Origin of the sequence: Streptomyces sp. ISL-66, assembly GCF_018614135.1 — a bacterium.
Classification (GTDB): Bacteria; Actinomycetota; Actinomycetes; order Streptomycetales; family Streptomycetaceae; genus Streptomyces.
This window is the reverse complement of the sequence record NZ_JAGGOW010000123.1, coordinates 16,247-34,254: the sequence shown is the minus strand read 5'-3', so window position 1 is coordinate 34,254 and position 18,008 is coordinate 16,247. Positions and strand designations below refer to the sequence as shown.

Here is an 18,008-nt window from a genome sequence, read left to right as displayed (position 1 = left end):
CGCCGCCGCCACCGCGACCTCGTGCCCCGGGGCCACCGACAGCCGTTCCGCGGCGGGGCCCAACAGCCCCTCCAGCCGCGCGGCGAGCAGCGCGCCCGTACCGTCCTTGCGACGCAGCCCCATCGCCAGGGCGTCCCGTCGCGCCGACACCGCCGCCCGTGAGCGTTCCGCCGTCGCCAGCGCGTCCCGCGCCACGCCGAGGCCGGCCTCCGCCGCCGCCAGCTCGGCCCGCGCGGCCTCGTACTCCTCCTGCACGGAAGCCGTCCCGGACGCCATCCCCGGGGCCGTCCCCGACGCCGTCCCCGACGCCGTCCCCGTCCCCGTCCCCGTCCCCGCCGCCGAAGCGTCGTCCTCCCCGACCTCCCGCGCCAGCGCCTCGTACTCCTCCCGCGCCGCCACCGCCCGAGCCCGGGCCTCGTCCCGCGCCGCGACCAGCCGGTCGATCTCCGCCTGCGCCGCGCCCGCGCGGGAGCGCGCCGCGCCCAGCCGGCCCGTCAGCCTGGCCAGGCCCTCGCGCCGGTCAGCGATGGCCCGCGCCGCGTCCCGCAGCCGCCGTTCCTCCTCGGCCAGCGACCGCTCCAGCTCGGCCCGGTGCTCGACGGTGTCCTCCAGCGCCCGGGAGGCCGCCTCCAGCGCGGCCGTCAGCTCCGCCTCCTGCTCGCGGATCCGCGCCGCTTCCTTCTCCATGTCCTCCGGGTCGCGGCCGCGCCGCTCTTCCTCCACCGGAGCCGAGGCCGACTTGACGCGCGCGTCGGCGAGCGACGCGGTCCCCCGCACCCGTTCGGCCAGCTGGGACAGGTCGTACCAGGTCTGCTGCGCGCGCTGGAGCCGCGGCGCGAGCTCCCGTACGGCTTCCTCCAGCTCGGCTTCCGCCCGTACCGCCGCCGCGAGGCGCGCCTCGGCCGTCTCCTTGCGTTCCTTCAGCGCCGCCTCGTCCGCGAGCTCCACGTCGAGGGCGCTCTTGAGCGTCACGAGGTCGTCGGCGAGCAGCCTCAGCCGGGCGTCGCGCAGGTCGGCCTGGATCACGGCCGCCCGCCGGGCCACCGCGGCCTGCCGCCCGAGCGGCTTGAGCTGGCGCCGCAGTTCGTCGCCCAGGTCCTGGACGCGGGCGAGGTTGGCCTGCATCGCGTCGAGTTTGCGCAGCGCCTTCTCTTTGCGCTTGCGATGCTTCAGTACTCCTGCGGCCTCTTCGATGAAGGCGCGCCGGCCCATCGGATCGGCGTGCAGTACGGAGTCCAGCTGGCCCTGTCCGACGATGACGTGCATCTCGCGGCCGATGCCGGAGTCGGAGAGCAGCTCCTGGATGTCGAGGAGCCGGCAGGTGTCGCCGTTGATCTGGTACTCGCTGCTGCCGCCGCGGAACATGATCCGGGTGATGGTGACTTCGGCGTAGTCGATGGGCAGGGCGCCGTCGGAGTTGTCGATGGTCAGCGAGACCTCGGCGCGCCCGAGCGGCGGGCGGCCGGTCGTGCCGGCGAAGATGACGTCTTCCATCTTCCCGCCGCGCAGGGACTTGGCTCCTTGTTCACCCATGACCCAGGAGAGCGCGTCCACCACATTGGACTTGCCCGAGCCGTTGGGCCCGACGACGCAGGTGATGCCCGGCTCGAAACGCAGGGTGGTGGCGGAGGCGAAGGATTTGAAGCCGCGCAGGGTCATGGACTTGAGGTGCACGCCGCCGGACTCTACCTTTCACCGTCGGTTTCACCCATGAAGGTGCAGGGCACATCAGACGTTAAAGGAGTGGGTCCCCCACCTGGCGCAACCACAAATGAAGAAGGGACGCCGAAGCGTCCCTTGCAGATCATGCGAGATTGTCGAGCGACTAGGGAGCGCGGATCAGGTGAGCGCAGGCTCCGCCTGGGGTACGTCGAGGTCAATGCCGTCGAGCATCGAATCTCCGTGCTGTGCGGCGGCCGCGTTCAGTGCGTCGTTTTCGGACTGGATCCGTCCGAGTTCGGACTCGAGGTCCTGGACGCGCTGCTGAAGCCGTCGCATCTCGGCGAGGAGTCGCGGGTCAGAACCGCCGACGTAACCGAGAAGCGCCTTTGCCATGATGGATGGTCCTCCACACTGAGTGACCGACCGAAAGCGGTGTGGGTCGTGAGGGAATCGCACCCGCGGATGTCCGGCAGCGACTGCCAGTCACTGCTCGTGTTCTTTTGCCAACTGCCAACACTGCCAAACAGCTCAGGTGCGCGGGGCTTCCAGCGTCTCACCAAAAAGTTTGACGGTCAACACGATCACGCCCCGTATCGGCGGGCATCCCGGCCCCCGCAAGGGGCGTGGAGATCATCCTCGTCTCCGAGCCTTCCACGATTCGCCCGGGTCGGCAACGCGTCGGCGACGAATGCGCAGATCCGACCGTGTGCCGACCATCCGGAGATCCGTTCAGTGCATGATCAGTCGATCGGTCACCGGATCGCGAACCCGTCGTAGCCACCGCGCGGTGTGCCCCAGATCTCTGTCACTCCGACCACCCGGCCGGGCGTGTCGGCGCCGTGCAGCCATTCCAGGAGCCGGTGGCAATTCTCACGTTGACCTTCGGCCACCACCTGTACTCGGCCGTCGGCGAGGTTGAGCGCGAAGCCGGCCAGTCCGCCGATCTCCAGGGCATTGGCCCTGGTGAACCAACGGAAGCCCACTCCCTGTACACGGCCGCGCACCCAGGCGGTCATGCGGACATCTTCGTTCATGCCTGAACGCTAACCGGGCAAACACATTCGGGTCACGGCACCCCCATTCGCCATGGCGTACAGTCGCGCAGCAATGAGCTCACCCATTTGGGTGAGTAAAGGTTGATCTTGAACGAAGAAGAAGGGCTGGCCGCCATGGGACGCCACCGGCTCCACGCCGCACCCCGCAGCGGCACGAAGCGCCGTACCGCCGTCCGCGGCGGTCTGCTCGGCCTCTCCGTGGCCGTGGTGCTCGGCACGGCGGCCGTCACCACGGGCGTCGTCCCGGTCGGCTCCTCCTTCCCCTACGTGGGGGTCGCGGGTTCGAGCTCGGACGCGAAGACGGAGGCCAAGGCCCAGGCGTCGCCGAGCCCCGAGAGCTCGCCGGAGCAGCAGGGCGGCCTCGCCAACCTCTCGGGCCGCGCCTCCGCCGGTCCGGGCTCCGCCTCCGCCTCGGCCTCCCCCTCCCCTTCCGCTTCGCCTTCCCCCTCCGCCTCGCCGTCCCCGTCGGCCAGTCCTTCCCCGACGCCTTCGGCCGAGCCGTCGAAGACGCCGAAGGCCAGCCCCACCCCGGTGACGCCGCGGAAGACGATCGTCCCGAAGCCTCCCGTCGCCCCGGCGGCCCCGCCCACCTCGACCGGCCACTCCGCCGAGGAGACCGCCGTACTGAACCTGGTGAACCAGGAGCGCGCGCAGGCCGGCTGCGGTCCCGTACGGGCCAACCCGCCGCTGGCGGCGCTGGCCGGCGCCTTCAGCAAGGACATGGCCGTCCGGGGCTTCTTCGACCACACCGACCCCGACGGCAACACCCCGTGGGACCGGGCCACCAAGGCCGGCATCTCGGGCATGGGCGGCGAGAACATAGCCCGCGGCCAGGGCGACGCGGCGGCCGTGATGAACGCCTGGATGAACAGCCCCGGCCACAAGGCAAACATCCTCAACTGCGAATTCCGCACCCTGGGCGTCGGGGTCTACGTCGCCTCGGGCGGCCCCTGGTGGACCCAGGACTTCGGCTTCTAGCGGACATCGGGGCCCGTCAGGGGCGCGGCGCGAGCGTGCCGGGCAGCCTGTGGCACGGCCTGAGCGCGGCGACGGTTTCCGGTCGATTCCCCGCACGCCGCAGGGCGTCCCGGCGCCGCCGCACCCGGCCGGTCAGCGCCCGTCCCCGCCGGCCGGACCGCGCGAACCGGCCCGAGCCGCACACGCCGAAGGGCACGGTGGTGCGCTGCGGTCTTCCGCTGCGCACCACCGTGCCCCTGTGCCCGCCCTGACTTCGACGGGCCCCGCCGTGCAGGGTGGATCGGACCCGGCACGGTCGGCGAGGAGGACCCTGGGGTCCCGTCAGACGGCGGCGTCGGCGAGGGCGGCGCGGCCCGCGAGGACGATCCGGGTCTGCTCGGCGACACGGCGGCCGAGGTGCTCGGCGGTCGCGATGTCGGCCTTGTGGACGCCCTCGGCACCCTGGTCGCTGTTGGACTGGGCGGCGGCGCCGTCGAAGAAGCCGAGGCGGTTCAGGTCGTTCTCGGAAGCGGTGCTGGAGTTCCAGCCCGGCTTCAGGCCCAGGTTGACCCAGCTCATGCCGTGCTGCGAGGCCAGCGTCTGGAAGAAGTCCAGGGTGTTGCCCTTGTCGCCGGACTTGGAGCCGGAGTTGGTGAAGCCCGCGGCGACCTTGTCCTGCCAGCCGGCCGTGAACCAGATCTTGGAGGTGGCTTCGGCGAAGACGTGGAAGGCGCCCGAGGCGGTGCCCATATAGGTCGGGGCACCGAAGACGATCGCGTCGGACGCGGTCAGGAGCTCCCACTGCGCGTCGTCGATCTCGTCGACCTTGATCAGGTGCACCGTCGCACCGGCGTCGGTGGCGCCCGCCCGCACGGCCTCGGCGATGACGGTGGTGTGGCCGTAGCCCGAGTGGTAGGCGATCGAGACGACGGGGGCGTGAGTGATACCGGACAAGGCAGATCTCCCTCGGAAAACACTGCGGGGGGACGCAGCGCGGTGCTTGGTGTGACGAGAAGAAGCCAACCACTAACTTTTAGAAAGCGCAAGCAGAATGGCTGGCGCTGCCCGGGAGTAGGCTAAAAGCATGCAGACCCCACCCTGTAGCGAAGCCGCCGACGCGACCGCTGCCGCTGCCACCGCCGAAGCCTCCTCCGACGCCTGCGCCACGTTCGACGTGTTCGCCCGCGGATGCCCTTCCCGGGAGACCCTGGAGCACGTCACGGGTCGCTGGGGCAGCCTCACGGTGGGCGCCCTTCGCGAAGGCCCGTGGCGGTTCAACGAGCTGCGCCGCCGCGTAGACGGCGTGAGCGAGAAGATGCTCTCCCAGACGCTGCACGCGCTGGAACGCGACGGCATCGTCCACCGCGAGGCGCAGCCGACCAACCCGCCGCGCGTCGACTACGAGCTGACGCCCTTCGGCGTCGAGATCGCGCACCGCCTGGTCGCGCTCATCACGGTGCTGGAGACCGCCATGCCGGAGGTACTGGACAACCGCGCCGCCTACGACGCCGCGCGCGCGATGCGCCCCGGGCGCTGACAGCGCGGGCAGAAGTAGCTCGACCGGTTCATCCACGGCCGGCGCCGCATCGGGGTACCGCAGCGCCGGCAGGGCTCGTCCTCGCGCCCGTACGCGTCGAGGGACCGGTCGAAGTACCCGGACTCGCCGTTGACGTTGACGTACAGGCTGTCGAAACTGGTGCCGCCGACGGCGAGGGCCGCGTTCATGACGTCGCGGACGTGGCCGAGAAGTTCCACGCTCCGGAGCCGGGTGAGCGTGGCCGTGGGGCGCTCGTAGTGCAGTCTGGCGCGCCACAACGCCTCGTCCGCGTAGATGTTGCCGACCCCGCTGATCAGCGACTGGTCCAGCAGCGCCCGCTTCACGGTGGTCCGCTTGGCGCGCAGCGCCAGGTGGTAGGCCGCCTCGGCGAAGAGCGGGTCCAGCGGGTCCCGCGCGATGTGCGCGATGACGTCGGGCAGCCCCTCCTCGCTGTCGGCCGCGCTCTCGTGCAGCGACAGTCCGCCGAAGGTCCGCTGGTCGACGAAGCGCAGCTCGGTGCCGGCGCCGTCCCGGAAGCGGATCCGGATGCGCAGGTGCTTCTCGTCGGGCGCGTCCTCGGGCTGCACGAGCAGCTGCCCGCTCATCCCGAGGTGGCCGAGCACGGAGAGGTCCCGCTCCGCCAGCGGCAGCCACAGGTACTTGCCGCGCCGGCGCGGCACCGCGAAGGTCTCCCCCGCCAGGCGCGCCGCGAAGTCGGCGCCGCCGCCCGCGTGCCGCCGTACCGCGCGCGGGTGCAGCACCTCGACGGCGTCGACGGTCCGTCCGGCCACCCAGCGCTCCAGGCCGCGCCGCACCACTTCGACTTCGGGCAGCTCGGGCACGGTGTTCCTCCGGGTGGGATGCGGTTCGCGAAAGCTTCCGCGAGCGTACCGGCCACCCCGGCCGGGGCCGGAAACGGGTCCGCCCGCCCCTGCTGAGCAGGGGCGGGCGGGGGGATCCGGAAGGAAGCGTCAGGCTCCCGGCGCCGGGGCGGCGGGCGTCGGAGCCCCGCCATCCCCGGCGTCGGCGCCGGTCTCGACGCCGACTGCGGCATCGGCCGGGGCCGCTGCCCCGTCCGACGTCGCGGCCGGAGCGACCGCGGTCACGGCTTGCCCCGTGATCCGCTCGTCCGCCTTGGCGCGGATTCCGCGCCAGGCGGACTCCGCCGCCTGCTGCTCGGCTTCCTTCTTGCTGCGGCCGGTGCCGGTGCCGTACGAGACACCACCGACGCGGGCGGCAGCGGTGAAGGTCTTCTCGTGGTCCGGACCTGTCTCGCTGACCAGGTATTCCGGCACACCAAGACCTTCGGCTGCCGTGAGCTCCTGGAGACTGGTCTTCCAGTCCAGGCCGGCACCCAGGTTCGAGGACTTCTCGATGAGCGGGTCGAAGAGCCGGTGAACCAGCTCCGAGGCCGCGTCGAGGCCCTGGTCGAGGTAGACCGCGCCGATCACCGCTTCAAGGGTGTCGGCGAGGATGGAGGCCTTGTCCCGGCCACCCGTGCCCTCTTCGCCCCGGCCGAGCCGGACGAAGGAGCCGAGTTCGAGGCCGCGCCCGACCTCCGCCAGTGCGCGTGAGTTGACGACCGCGGCCCGCAGTTTGGCCAGCTGGCCTTCCGGCAGGTCCGGGTGGGTCGTGTACAGCGTGTCCGTGACCACCAGGCCCAGCACGGAGTCCCCGAGGAACTCCAGCCGTTCGTTGGTGGGCAGACCGCCGTTCTCGTACGCGTACGAGCGGTGGGTCAGTGCACGCACCAGAAGGGCGGACTCGAGGTGGTACCCGAGCCGCCCTTCCAGAAGCGTGTGGGACGAGGCCGCGTTGTTTCTGTCTGCCTGCTTCTCAGCATGGGACAGCTCAGACATTGCGCCTCTCACCAGCCGCTCAGACCTCGAGGACCTGGCGCTTGTTGTAAGTGCCGCAGCTCGGGCACGCAATGTGCTGGAGCTTCGGCTCCTGGCAACGCTCGCACGAAACCAGGGTGGGGACCGCAGCCTTCCACTGCGACCGGCGGTGGCGCGTGTTGCTGCGCGACATCTTCCGCTTCGGAACAGCCACGGCTACTTCTCCTGCTTCTCGGCGGCGTCGCTCTGAACTCCGTCAGAGGCAGTGCCGCTCATGTTGTCCTTCTCGACGCCCTGATCGGTGACGAGTCCTTGCAATGCCGCCCAACGGATGTCGACGGCGTCATGGTGGTGGTCCGGGTCGTCGTTCAAGCTGAGCCCGCAATCGGGGCACAGTCCGAGACAGTCCTCCCGGCACACCGGCTGCAGTGGCAGTGCGAGCACCACCACGTCGCGCAGCACGGGTTCGAGGTCGAACAAGCCGTCCTCGAGAAGAAGCGTGTCCTCGTCGTCCTCGGCGTCGTCGGCCGGCTCCGCCTTCGAGCGGGTCCGGTCGTCGGCGTCAGGGTACGAGAACATCTCCTGGAAGTCCGCCTTGAGCTCGCGCTCGACGGACTCCAGACACCTTACGCACTCCCCCGTCGCCGATCCACGGACGGTGCCTGTGACAAGCACCCCTTCCATGACCGACTCGAGGCGGAGCTTGAGGTTCAGCCGACTGCCTTCCGGCACTCCGATGACTCCGGCGAGACCGAGGTCCGCCGGTGCCGCGATTTCACGGGACAGCCGCAGCATGGCACCAGGACGCCGACCCAGCTCGTGCGTGTCGAACACGAGGGGGTTGCGGTGGTCGAGGCGGGTATTCAGGGCCGTTCCTGCTTTCAAAAAATCACTGGAGACTGCTGAAGATCAAGTTTTCCGCCACTCAAGGGCAGCATGGATCGCGGTGCATACGCGCGACCGAAGAGCCAGGATACCCGCCGCTTCGCTCTGAGCCCAATCCAGGGGCGGAGCGGGGGTCAGCGGCCCTGTTCGTACTGGCGCAGCTGCTCCAGGTTGATCATGCTCGTGTCGAAGAAGCTGGTCTCGTCGAGCGCCGCCTGCTGGTCCTGCGCGGGCTGCTGCGCCTCGTAGTGCCCGGCGTAAGCCGCTCCGGTGGAGCCGGTGTTCGCGCCGGAGTACGGGTCGGGCTGCTGCTGCTCGTAGGAGACGGCATAGGGGTCCGGCTGCTGCACCTGCTGCTGGTAGCCCGCGTAGGGGTCCTCGTAGGCGTAGGCGTCCTGCTGGACCGGCTGCTGCTGGTAGGAGTACGCGTCGTACGCCGGCTCCTGCCGCGCCTGCGTCTGCGCCGGGATCAGCGGCGCCTCCGGCTCGGCCAGCCCGGCCAGGAAGTCCGCGTCGCTCGCCGAGCGGGACTGCTGGAGCCCCGCCGCGTCCTGGGCCGCCATGTGTGCGCCGAGGTCGTCGGTGGCCACCCGGCCGTGGAGCTTCTGGCGGCCCCGGCCGACGGCCTCCAGGGTCTTGGAGAGCACCGCCTCGAAGGTGGCCAGCTTGGTGTCCACGTACTCGTCCGCCTGCCGGCGCTGCGTCTGCGGGTCGTGGCTGCGCTCGGGCGCCTCCTCGTCGGGGTAGCCCTGCTCGTCGAGCCCGGGGCCCCGGCCCAGGAGCTTCTCGCGGCCCCGGTCCACCGAGCCGATGGTCTTGGTGAGCACGACCTCGAAGTTCGCGAGCTTGCTGTCGACGTAGTCGTCGGCCTCGGCCCGGATCTCCTCGGCCTCCCGGCGGGCGTCCGCCAGGATCCGGTCCGCCTCGTCCTGGGAGCGCCGCGCGACCTCGGTGTCGGAGATCAGCGAACCGCGCTGGGCGTGCGCCGACTCGATGATCCGTTCCGCCTCCCGGCGGGCCTCCTCGACCATCTGCTCCCGGCCGCCGATGAGCTCCTGCGCCTGCGCGAGCGAGCCCGGCAGGGCTCCCCGCACCTCTTCCAGGTGCGCGAGCAGCTCGGCGCGGTTGATCACGCAGGAGGCCGACATGGGCATGGACCGGGCGCTGCCGACGGCCGCGACGATCTCGTCGAGCTTCTTCTGCACGTCCATGGGGGCTCGCACTCTCTCGGCCTCGGGCGGTTCCCGAGACGGACGGGACGACTTTAAGGCCCCCGGGCCGGGGGCCGACACCGGCTGACGCACCGTCAGGGATTCCGGTGGCCGGAGCCGGACCGGGTGCCGGGCCGGGCGTCTGGCCCGCTGCCGGGCCCGCTGCCGGTGCTCAGCGGTGGGCCAGGCGCTCCATCAGCGCCGCGTGCACGTGAGCGGGCAGCAGGTGGGCCACGTCGCCGCCCCAGGTCGCCACTTCCTTGACCAGGGAGGAGGACAGGAAGCTGTAGGTGGGGTTGGTGGGGACGAAGAGCGTCTCGACGCCCGACAGCCCCATGTTCATCTGGGCCATCTGCAGCTCGTAGTCGAAGTCGCTGACCGCGCGCAGGCCCTTGACGATGGCGGGGATCTCGCGCTGCTTGCAGAAGTCGACGAGCAGTCCGTGGAAGGACTCGACCTCGATGTTGCCGTAGCCGGCGGTCGCCTCGCGGATCAGCTCGATCCGCTCCTCGACCGTGAAGAGCCCCTGCTTGGACTGGTTGATCATCACGGCGACGTGGACCACGTCATAGAGCCGGGAGGCCCGGCCGATGATGTCGAGGTGTCCGTTGGTGATGGGGTCGAACGACCCCGGACAGACGGCGCGGCGCAACTGAATTCCCTCGCTCCCCGGTACGGGTTTCATGATTCTTCGCTGGTGGAGGCGGCTCGGCCGTACCAAAGGGTGCCCTCGCCGTACTTCCGGGACCGCAGCGGCTCGAAGCCCTCGGGCCACGGGAAGGCGCCGCTCCTCGTCCTGCGCTCCACGGTGACGAGCGCATCGTCAGTGAGCCAGCCATTGGACCGGAGTGTGAGCAGGATCTCGCGAAGATCGTCGTGCTCGACGTCGTAGGGCGGGTCCAGGAAGACCACGTCGTACGGCTCCCCGTGCGCGGGGACGGCCGCGACCTGCTCGGCCCTGCCCGCGCGGAACTCCGCGCCGGGCAGGCCGACCGAGGTGATGTTGTCCCGGATGGCCTTGGCGGCCTTGGCGTCGGGCTCGACCAGCAGCGCGTGGTCCGCGCCGCGGGAGAGCGCCTCCAGGCCGACGGCGCCGGAGCCCGCGTAGAGGTCGAGCACGCGGGCCCCCTCCACGCCGTGCAGGGACTCCCAGGTGGAGAAGAGGCCCTCGCGCATCCGGTCCGAGGTCGGGCGGGTACCGGTGCCGGGCGGCACCGCGAGGCGTCGCCCGCCGGCGCTTCCGGCGATCACGCGGGTCATCTGGGGTCCTTCGGTGGGGGCGAGCAGAAGAGGTGCAGGCCTTCAACGATAGGTCGTACCCGTCACCCCTTCTCCAGGTACTGCTCCCGCTCGGTGTCCAGCAGGGCGTCCAGGGCGGCCCTCAGGCCCGGCATCTGGGCGAGCTCCGGGTCGGCGGCGACCACGCGGGTGGCCTCCTCGCGGGCCTGGGCGATGACCTCCTCGTCCTCGATGACGGCGAGCATGCGCAGCGAGGACCGGACTCCGGACTGCGCCTGGCCGAGCACGTCGCCCTCGCGGCGCTGCTCCAGGTCGATGCGGGAGAGCTCGAAGCCGTCCAGGGTGGCGGCCACGGCGGCGAGCCGGGCCCGCGCGGGGCTGGCCTCGTGCATCTCGCTGACCAGCAGGCACAGTCCGGGGGCGGAGCCCCGGCCGACGCGGCCGCGCAGCTGGTGGAGCTGGGAGACGCCGAAGCGGTCGGCGTCCATGATCACCATGACGGTCGCGTTGGGGACGTTGACCCCGACTTCGATGACGGTGGTGGCGACGAGCACCTTGACCTCGCCGGCGGTGAAGCGGCGCATGACGTCGTCCTTGTCGGCGGGGTCCATCCGCCCGTGCAGCACCTCGACGGACAGTCCGGCGAGGGGGCCGCGGGCGAGCTGCTCGGCGATCTCCAGCACCGCGAGCGGGGGCCGCTTGTCGCCGTCCTCCTCGGCCGCCTTCTTCTGGGCGCCCTTGGCGCCCTTGCCGCTCTTGCCGCCCTTGGCGTTCTTCAGGTCGTCGGCCTCCTCGACCGCGTCACCGATGCGCGGGCAGACCACGTACGCCTGGTGCCCGTTCTCCACTTCCTCGCGGACCCGCTCCCAGGCCCGCGCCAGGAAGTGCGGCTTGTCCTTGGCGGGCACCACGTGGGTGGCGATCGGGGAGCGCCCGGCCGGCAGCTGGTCCAGGACGGAGGTCTCCAGATCGCCGAAGACGGTCATCGCCACCGTGCGCGGGATCGGGGTCGCGGTCATGACGAGCAGGTGCGGGGGCTGCTTGCCCTTGGAGCGCAGCGCGTCGCGCTGTTCCACGCCGAAGCGGTGCTGCTCGTCGACGACGACCAGGCCGAGGTCGTGGAACTGCACCTTGTCCTCGATCAGCGCGTGCGTGCCGATGACGATCCCGGCCTCGCCGGTGACCAGGTCGAGCAGCGCCTTGCGCCGCCCGGGCATCCCCATCGACCCGGTGAGCAGCACCACCTTGGTCCCCTGGTCGGAACCGCCGAGCATGCCGCCCTCGGCGAGCTCGCCCATCATCTCGGTGATGGACCGGTGGTGTTGCTGCGCGAGCACCTCGGTGGGCGCGAGCATCGCGGCCTGCCCGCCGCAGTCCACGACGGCGAGCATGGCCCGCAGGGCCACCATCGTGTTGTGGGTCACGGTGAAGTTGTCCGTCACGTAGGCCCGGCCCGGATGGGCGACGCTCACGCACTGGACGGGCTTCTCGCCCACGTACTCGACGGCGCGGATGCCCCGCCGGAAGGTGTCGGGCGTCGTCCGGGGACGCGTCCGGTCCGCCTTCCGCGAGAGCCGGCAGGGTGCGAACCCTTCGGGCAGCGCGAGCGCGACCTCGAAGACGGCCTTCTCCGCGCGGATCTTGGCCCGGCCTCCGAGGGACCGGACCAGCCACGCCACGTCGTCGGCCAGCGACCTCGACGCGCAGCGGAACGAAACCCCCGGGCCCGGGGGCGCGATCGTGCCGTCCGTATCCATGAGCCCTTGGAGAACGGCCAGCCGATCCTTGACCGGTGCGTCCTTGTAACCCTCCGGAACGAACGCGTCGTGCGAGTCCAACCCCCACAGACCGAGGCCGCGCAGTGCCTGGATCACGACGCGATCGGGCGCGGCCACGGTCGTGACGGCGGCCCTGATCGCGTCATCGGCGGTCGAGGGGCGCAGGTCGTGGCGGAACGAGCCGTCCCCGATGAGCACACCCAACAGGTAAGGGTCGAGCGGCCGGTCCCCCGCGCCGTTCAGGTCCACGGGAACGGCCGTCGGCAGGTACCACTTCGACGAACCGTCGGCCTCGCGCAGGTCGTTGCGGATCTCTCTCGTGGTGAGCACCTCGGGCTGCTCGCCCCGCAACCACGCACCGCTCGTCCCCACGATCCACAGGTGCTCGTCGTCGCACTCGACCGTGCTCCCGTCGGAGAGCACCAGGCGCCACACTTCCCGCACACCCTGCGGGTAGACGCCGTCGATGACCGCGATCTCGCCCTCGGGTACGACCACTTCGTCACCGACCGTCAGTTCGCCCATGGTGCGGAAGCCGGCGGGCGTCAGCACCAGCGCATCGAGCGGCTGTGCCTTGCCGCTGCCGACCTCTCCCTGGAGGAGGCGGTGCATGGGGTGGTCGGTGGCGAGGTCGTCGAAGATCTCCTTGGAGACGGTCTGCTGGCCTTCGGTGAGGGTGAAGGGGAGTTTGGCGTCGAAGGAGTCGAGGAGGCCGCCGGGGGCGGGGCGGCGGGGGACGGCGGGGAGCTGGGAGTCGGCGCGGCGACGGCGGGCCAGGGCGACCTGGAGGACGAAGGCCTCGTCCCACTTGAGGCGCCGGCGGGCGTCCTCGATGTCGGCCTTGGTCGCCGGGCGGTGGATCTTCAGCAGGGCCTCGGTGAGCGGGACCAGTCCGCGGCCCTCGCGCAGGGCGGGCGGCAGCGGGTCCACGGCCTCCATGACGCTCGGCAGGACCGCGTCCACGCACTTGGCGATCTTCCAGGACTCCAGCTGCTTGCAGGCCGGGTAGATGGGGATCAGCTGACCGGCGAAGGCGGCCGCCGCGTCCGATTCCCCGGCGTCCCCGCCCAGCGGCTCGTAGGCCGGGTGGGCGAGCTGGAGCTTGCGGTTGAACATCCCGACCTTGCCCGCGAACATCGCGCGGCTGCCGGGCAGGAGTTCCTTGTGCGGTTTGTGGACGCCCGATCCGAAGAAGACGAGCTGGAGCCGGCCGCTGCCGTCGGTGATGGTCACCTCCAGCCGTTTGCCCCCGCCCCGGCTACCCTGGTACGTCAGCAGTCGCGCGTCGGCGACCTGCGCGACCACCGTGACGTGCTCGTCGATCTGGTCGGCGAGTTCGGCCAGCGAGGTCAGCTCGCCGCGCTCGGCGTACCGCCGGGGGTAGTGGTGGAGCAGGTCCAGGGCCGTGTGCAGGCCGAGCTGCTCGGCCAGCACCTTGGCGGTGGCGGGGCCGAGGGTCTTCTTGAGGTCTTCGTCGAGCGCGGGCACGTGTTCATTGCACACCATGGCGCCGACAACCCGGCTATTCCACCCCGATGAGCAGCGGCGCCGACCAGCGCCCGCCCCGGTAGGTCACGGTGTCGACCGCCAGGTGCCCGTGCTGGACGTACGCCTCCAGGCGCGCGGCCAGCGCGTCCGGCACCTCGGGGCCCAGGACGAGGGTGACGAGTTCGCCGCCGGAGCCGAGCATCCGGTCCAGGACGGACTCGGCGGTCCGCGGCAGGTCCGCGCCGATGACGGCCACGTCCCCGTCGATGAGCCCGAGCACGTCGCCGGCCTGGCAGATGCCGGCCGAGGTGAAGGACTGCCGTTCGGCGACGGCCAGTTCGCCGTAGCGGGTGGCTCCGGCGGCCGCGGTCATGGCGACCACGTCCTCGTCGAAGGTCGCGTCCGCGTCGTGGACGGCGAGCGCGGCCAGGCCCTGGACCTCGGAGCGGGTGGGGATCACGGCGACCCGTATCCCCTCCGCGCGGGCCTGTTCGGCGGCGGCCGCCGCGACCGACCGCAGTTCGGCGTCGTTCGGCAGCAGGACGACCTCGCGGGCGTGCGCCCGGCGCACGGCCTCGGCCAGTTCGGCGAACGCCGGTGGCTCCGCGGGGCGCGCGAGCACGGTGGTGGCTCCGGCCTCCTCGCACAGGACGGCCAGTCCCTCGCCCTGGACCACGGCGACCACGGCCCGCTGGGAGCGTTCGCCGCGGGCCCGGCGCCGTTCGTCGCCGAAGTGCGTGATGCGGATCCGGTAGGGCCGCCCGGCGGCCACCCCGGCCTCCACGGCCGCGCCGGGGTCGTCGACGTGCACGTGGACGTTCCACAGTCCGTCGCCGCCGACCACCACCAGCGAGTCGCCGAGTCCGTCGAGCCGCGTGCGCAGCTCGGCGACCCGCGCCTCGGGGGCCTCCAGCAGGTAGACCACCTCGTACGCGGGCCCGCCCAGCTCCTCGGCGCAGGGCTCGGGCGGCCGCGGTACGGGCACGGCCCGGCCCCGGACCGGCTCGGCGGCCGGTTCCTGCCCGGACAGCGCCTGCCACAGGGCCCCGAGTACGGCGACCAGTCCGCAGCCCCCGGCGTCGACGACTCCGGCCCGGCCGAGCGCGGCCAGCTGCCCGGGGGTCTCGGCGAGGGCCGCGCGGGCCCCGTCGTAGGCGGCCGCGGCCACCTCCGCTGTGGTCCCGGCGGCGGCCTCGGCGAGCTCGGCGGCCCGCGCGGCGGCGGCGGCGACGGTGAGCATCGTGCCCTCCACCGGGTGCGCGACGGCCTGGTACGCCTCCTCGGTGGCCCGGGTCAGCGCCTGGGCCAGCATCCGCGCCGGTCGGCGCCCGGCGGGCTCGTCGCCCAGTACGTCGGCCACTCCGCGCAGCAGCTGCGCGAGGATCGTTCCGGAGTTGCCCCGGGCGCCTATGAGGGCTCCGTGGGCGAAGGCCCGTACGGCTTGGGGCAGGGAGGTGCCGGCCGCACCGGCTGTGCCGTCCGTCACGGTGGTGAAGGCGTCTTCGAGCTCGCGGTCGGCCGATTCGGCGGTCAGGTAGAGGTTGGTTCCGGTGTCCGCGTCGGCGACGGGGAAGACGTTGATCGCGTCGATGTCCTGGCGGGCCCGGGCCAGTGCGGCCACGGCCAGCGAGCTCCAGGTGCGCACCGCTTCGGCGTCGAGCTCGTGGGGGGGCTGAGGCTCGTGCGCCACCGGGCGTTCCTCCTTGTGCGGGCCAGGGTTCACCGCAGGGTAACGAAGGACTGCCGGGAGAGCGGGACCGCGGGGCGGGGGCTGCGGCAGCCGTGGTAGTTTTCTTGGACCGGGACAGTCGTTGTATGCTGCTCCGGTTGCCCGATGAGAGTCGGGCCATTCCCCCCGGCACACCACTTCAGATCCCTGATACCGGTGCGCCGGGATTCACTGTAAGTGCATCTGAAGTCTTTGGAGTGACCTGTGGCTGCCAACTGCGACGTTTGCGCCAAGGGGCCGAGCTTCGGCAACAGCATTTCCCACTCGCACCGCCGCACCTCGCGTCGCTGGAACCCGAACATCCAGCGTGTCCGTGCCGTGGTCAATGGGACGCCGAAGCGCCTCAACGCCTGCACCTCGTGCATCAAGGCCGGCAAGGTCTCGCGCTGACGCCTCCCGTCGTAGCGCAGCCCTTTCCGGTTGCTGAGAAGGCCGGTCCACCTCGGTGGGCCGGCCTCTTGCTTTACCCGAGCGACCAGATCGACCGATCGACCCTGTAGGGCCTGGTTCGCCGCACGGATCCGTGCGGCGAACCAGGCCCTACAGGCGTTTCAGCGCCACTGCCACGCGTGGTCCACGGGGCCGGTGCCCGCGCCCAGTGCGAAGCCGGCCGCGATGGCGCCCGTGACGTACTCCTTGGCCGCCGTGACGGCCTGCGGTACGGGCAGGCCCTTCGCCAGGCCCGCCGCGATGGCGCTGGCGAGCGTGCAGCCGGTGCCGTGGGTGTGCGGGTTGTCGTGGCGGGGGGCCCGCAGCCAGCGCTCTTCGGTGCCGTCCGTGAGGAGGTCCACGGCCTCGTTGCGGTGCGCGGCGAGGTGGCCGCCCTTGATCAGCACCCAGGCGGGCCCGTAGGCGAGTACGGCGTCGGCGGCCCGGCGCATGTCGTCCTCGCTCTCCACGACGACGCCGGTGAGCTGGGTCACCTCGTCCAGGTTGGGCGTCGCGACGGTGGCCCGGGGCAGCAGCTCCGCGCGTACGGCGTCCAGCGCCGTGGCGGCGAGCAGTGCGTCCCCGTGCTTCGAGACGCCGACCGGGTCCACGACGGCGGGGGCGTCGGTCGTGGCGAGCAGCCGGGCCACCGTCTCCACCAGTTCGGCGGAGGCCAGCATGCCGGTCTTCACGGCCTGGACCCCGATGTCGTCCACCACGGCCCTGTACTGGCCCCTGACGGCCTCCGCGGGCAGTTCCCAGACACCTTTGACGCCCAGCGAGTTCTGCGCGGTCACGGCGGTCACCACGCTCATCCCGTGGACCCCGAGCGCCAGCATCGCCTTGAGGTCGGCCTGGATGCCCGCGCCGCCGCCGGAATCGGATCCGGCGACGGTCAGGCAGAGCGGCGGGTGCGGGACGGCGTACGGAGCCCCGTGCGGGCCGGCGGGGTGCGCGGGGGCGGGCGAAGCGGTGTGCGCGCGGGCCTGCGGCCGGTTCACCGGCCGCCGTCCTCGGCGGCCGGGTCCGCGCCGAAGTGGTCCCAGCCGCCGGTGCTGGTCCAGGGGGCGCCGTCGACGGTCACCTGGGGCAGCGCGGAGCGGTTCTGCACCTCGCCGATGACCTTCCAGCGGGCCGGGAGCTTCACGTCCGGCGGGAAGGTGGCCACGATGGCGTGGTCCTCTCCCCCGGTGAGGACCCACTGGAGCGGGTCCACGCCGACGGCCTGCCCGATGTCGTGCATCTGCGTCGGGATGTCGACGGCCGCCGAGCGCAGGTCGATCCGTACCTTGCTGGCCTCGGCGATGTGCCCGAGGTCCGCGATGAGGCCGTCGCTGACGTCGGTCATGGAGGTGGCGCCGAGTCCGGCGGCCGCGGGGCCCGCGTGGTACGGCGGTTCTGGCCGCCGGTGGGCCTCCACGAAGGCCCGCGGCGAGCGGAAACCGCGCGAGAGCACGGCGAATCCGGCCGCGGACCAGCCGAGCCAGCCCGTGACGGCCACGACGTCACCGGGCTGGGCGCCGGAGCGCAGCACGGGCTCGTGGTTGCGCAGGTCGCCGAGCGCGGTGATGGCCACGGTGATGGTGTCGCCGCGGACCACGTCGCCGCCGACCACGGCCGCGCCGGCGACCTGGCATTCGTCGCGGATGCCGTCCATCAGCTCGGTGGGCCAGGTGACCGGGAGTTCGGCCGGGACGACGAGGCCGAGCAGCAGCGCGGTCGGCACCGCGCCCATGGCGGCGATGTCGGCGAGGTTCTGCGCGGCGGCCTTGCGGCCGACGTCGTAGGCGGTGGACCAGTCGCGCCTGAAGTGCCGGCCCTCCAGCAGGATGTCCGTGCTCGCCACGACCCGCCGGTCGGGGGCCGACACGACCGCGGCGTCGTCGCCCGGTCCGAGCCGGACCGCCGGGGTGGTGGTGAGCCGTGAGGTGAGCTCTCGAATGAGCCCGAACTCCCCCAGCTCGCCCACAGTGCCCTTCATCGCTGTGCCCCTTCTTGCCCAGTCCGCTTGCGGTCGCGAGCCGTCACAGCTCTGGGTACCGTCAACAGATACGTCAACTTCTGCTCTCCGTACGCCCCGCCCCGCGCGCCGCCGGACCCGGGGGTCTCCCCGCGGCGCCCGGCGACGCGGTACCGTGGCGTCCCTTCTCCGGGCCCACCCGTGATCCCCGGGCCCACCCGAAGGGTAGGGGAAATGATC

The 18,008-nt window shown here is 71.8% G+C and carries 18 protein-coding genes; 3 read left to right on the top strand and 15 right to left on the bottom strand.

Annotation, left to right across the window (positions count from 1 at the left end; all coding sequences use genetic code 11):
- The 3 genes from J7E97_RS23520 to J7E97_RS23510 all read right to left on the bottom strand — a co-directional run.
- Positions 1–1,674, bottom strand: a 1,674-nt coding sequence (locus J7E97_RS23520) for an AAA family ATPase (RefSeq protein ID WP_215030640.1), incomplete at its 3' end; no start/stop codon positions are given.
- Positions 1,675–1,839: 165 nt separating this feature from the next.
- Positions 1,840–2,055, bottom strand: a complete 216-nt coding sequence (locus tag J7E97_RS23515) for a hypothetical protein (protein WP_215030637.1) — start codon at positions 2,053–2,055, stop codon at positions 1,840–1,842.
- A gap of 359 nt (positions 2,056–2,414) precedes the next feature.
- Positions 2,415–2,696, bottom strand: coding sequence for an acylphosphatase (locus J7E97_RS23510; RefSeq protein ID WP_215030634.1), 282 nt, complete (start codon positions 2,694–2,696; stop codon positions 2,415–2,417).
- A gap of 108 nt (positions 2,697–2,804) precedes the next feature.
- Between J7E97_RS23510 and J7E97_RS23505 the strand changes: the two genes are divergently transcribed.
- Positions 2,805–3,695 (top strand): CAP domain-containing protein, encoded by an 891-nt coding sequence (locus J7E97_RS23505; protein WP_251055017.1) that lies wholly within the window; start codon positions 2,805–2,807, stop codon positions 3,693–3,695.
- A 321-nt stretch (positions 3,696–4,016) separates the two neighbouring features.
- On the opposite strand, the gene J7E97_RS23500 is transcribed toward J7E97_RS23505, so the two are convergent.
- Positions 4,017–4,628 carry a flavodoxin family protein gene (locus J7E97_RS23500; protein WP_215030631.1) on the bottom strand — a complete coding sequence of 204 codons (612 nt, stop codon included), beginning with the start codon at positions 4,626–4,628 and terminating at the stop codon, positions 4,017–4,019.
- A 130-nt stretch (positions 4,629–4,758) separates the two neighbouring features.
- Between J7E97_RS23500 and J7E97_RS23495 the strand changes: the two genes are divergently transcribed.
- On the top strand, positions 4,759–5,211 hold the full coding sequence (locus J7E97_RS23495; RefSeq protein ID WP_215030628.1) for a helix-turn-helix domain-containing protein: 453 nt from the start codon (positions 4,759–4,761) through the stop codon (positions 5,209–5,211).
- On the opposite strand, the gene mutM is transcribed toward J7E97_RS23495, so the two are convergent.
- The 9 genes from mutM to J7E97_RS23450 form a co-directional block, all read right to left on the bottom strand.
- Positions 5,175–6,053 carry a bifunctional DNA-formamidopyrimidine glycosylase/DNA-(apurinic or apyrimidinic site) lyase gene (gene mutM, locus J7E97_RS23490; RefSeq protein WP_215030625.1) on the bottom strand — a complete coding sequence of 293 codons (879 nt, stop codon included), beginning with the start codon at positions 6,051–6,053 and terminating at the stop codon, positions 5,175–5,177. The genes J7E97_RS23495 and mutM overlap by 37 nt on opposite strands.
- A gap of 129 nt (positions 6,054–6,182) precedes the next feature.
- Entirely contained in the window at positions 6,183–7,070 is an 888-nt protein-coding gene (rnc, locus tag J7E97_RS23485; RefSeq protein ID WP_215030622.1) for a ribonuclease III, read from the bottom strand.
- A 19-nt stretch (positions 7,071–7,089) separates the two neighbouring features.
- Entirely contained in the window at positions 7,090–7,263 is a 174-nt protein-coding gene (rpmF, locus tag J7E97_RS23480; RefSeq protein ID WP_003965982.1) for a 50S ribosomal protein L32, read from the bottom strand.
- A 2-nt stretch (positions 7,264–7,265) separates the two neighbouring features.
- Complete coding sequence (locus J7E97_RS23475) at positions 7,266–7,916, bottom strand: DUF177 domain-containing protein (protein WP_251055021.1); 651 nt, start codon at positions 7,914–7,916, stop codon at positions 7,266–7,268.
- 152 nt (positions 7,917–8,068) lie between these two features.
- Positions 8,069–9,145 (bottom strand): cell division initiation protein, encoded by a 1,077-nt coding sequence (locus J7E97_RS23470; protein WP_215030619.1) that lies wholly within the window; start codon positions 9,143–9,145, stop codon positions 8,069–8,071.
- Positions 9,146–9,317: 172 nt separating this feature from the next.
- A complete protein-coding gene (gene coaD / locus J7E97_RS23465; RefSeq protein ID WP_215030646.1) occupies positions 9,318–9,797 on the bottom strand; it encodes a pantetheine-phosphate adenylyltransferase in 480 nt (159 codons plus the stop codon).
- Positions 9,798–9,826: 29 nt separating this feature from the next.
- Positions 9,827–10,405 carry a 16S rRNA (guanine(966)-N(2))-methyltransferase RsmD gene (gene rsmD, locus J7E97_RS23460; protein WP_215030617.1) on the bottom strand — a complete coding sequence of 193 codons (579 nt, stop codon included), beginning with the start codon at positions 10,403–10,405 and terminating at the stop codon, positions 9,827–9,829.
- Positions 10,406–10,467: 62 nt separating this feature from the next.
- On the bottom strand, positions 10,468–13,668 hold the full coding sequence (locus tag J7E97_RS23455; RefSeq protein ID WP_215030615.1) for a helicase-related protein: 3,201 nt from the start codon (positions 13,666–13,668) through the stop codon (positions 10,468–10,470).
- Between the two features lie 16 nt (positions 13,669–13,684).
- On the bottom strand, positions 13,685–15,340 hold the full coding sequence (locus tag J7E97_RS23450) for a DAK2 domain-containing protein (RefSeq protein ID WP_215030613.1): 1,656 nt from the start codon (positions 15,338–15,340) through the stop codon (positions 13,685–13,687).
- Positions 15,341–15,583: 243 nt separating this feature from the next.
- Here J7E97_RS23450 and rpmB point away from each other — a divergent pair, with 243 nt between their 5' ends.
- Positions 15,584–15,769, top strand: a complete 186-nt coding sequence (gene rpmB, locus J7E97_RS23445) for a 50S ribosomal protein L28 (protein ID WP_073911113.1) — start codon at positions 15,584–15,586, stop codon at positions 15,767–15,769.
- Between the two features lie 161 nt (positions 15,770–15,930).
- Here the strand turns inward: rpmB and thiD are convergent, their stop codons facing one another.
- Both thiD and J7E97_RS23435 read right to left on the bottom strand, forming a co-directional pair.
- Entirely contained in the window at positions 15,931–16,707 is a 777-nt protein-coding gene (gene thiD, locus J7E97_RS23440) for a bifunctional hydroxymethylpyrimidine kinase/phosphomethylpyrimidine kinase (RefSeq protein WP_215030643.1), read from the bottom strand.
- Between the two features lie 98 nt (positions 16,708–16,805).
- Complete coding sequence (locus J7E97_RS23435; protein ID WP_215030611.1) at positions 16,806–17,789, bottom strand: thiamine-phosphate kinase; 984 nt, start codon at positions 17,787–17,789, stop codon at positions 16,806–16,808.
- Positions 17,790–18,008: the final 219 nt, after the last annotated feature.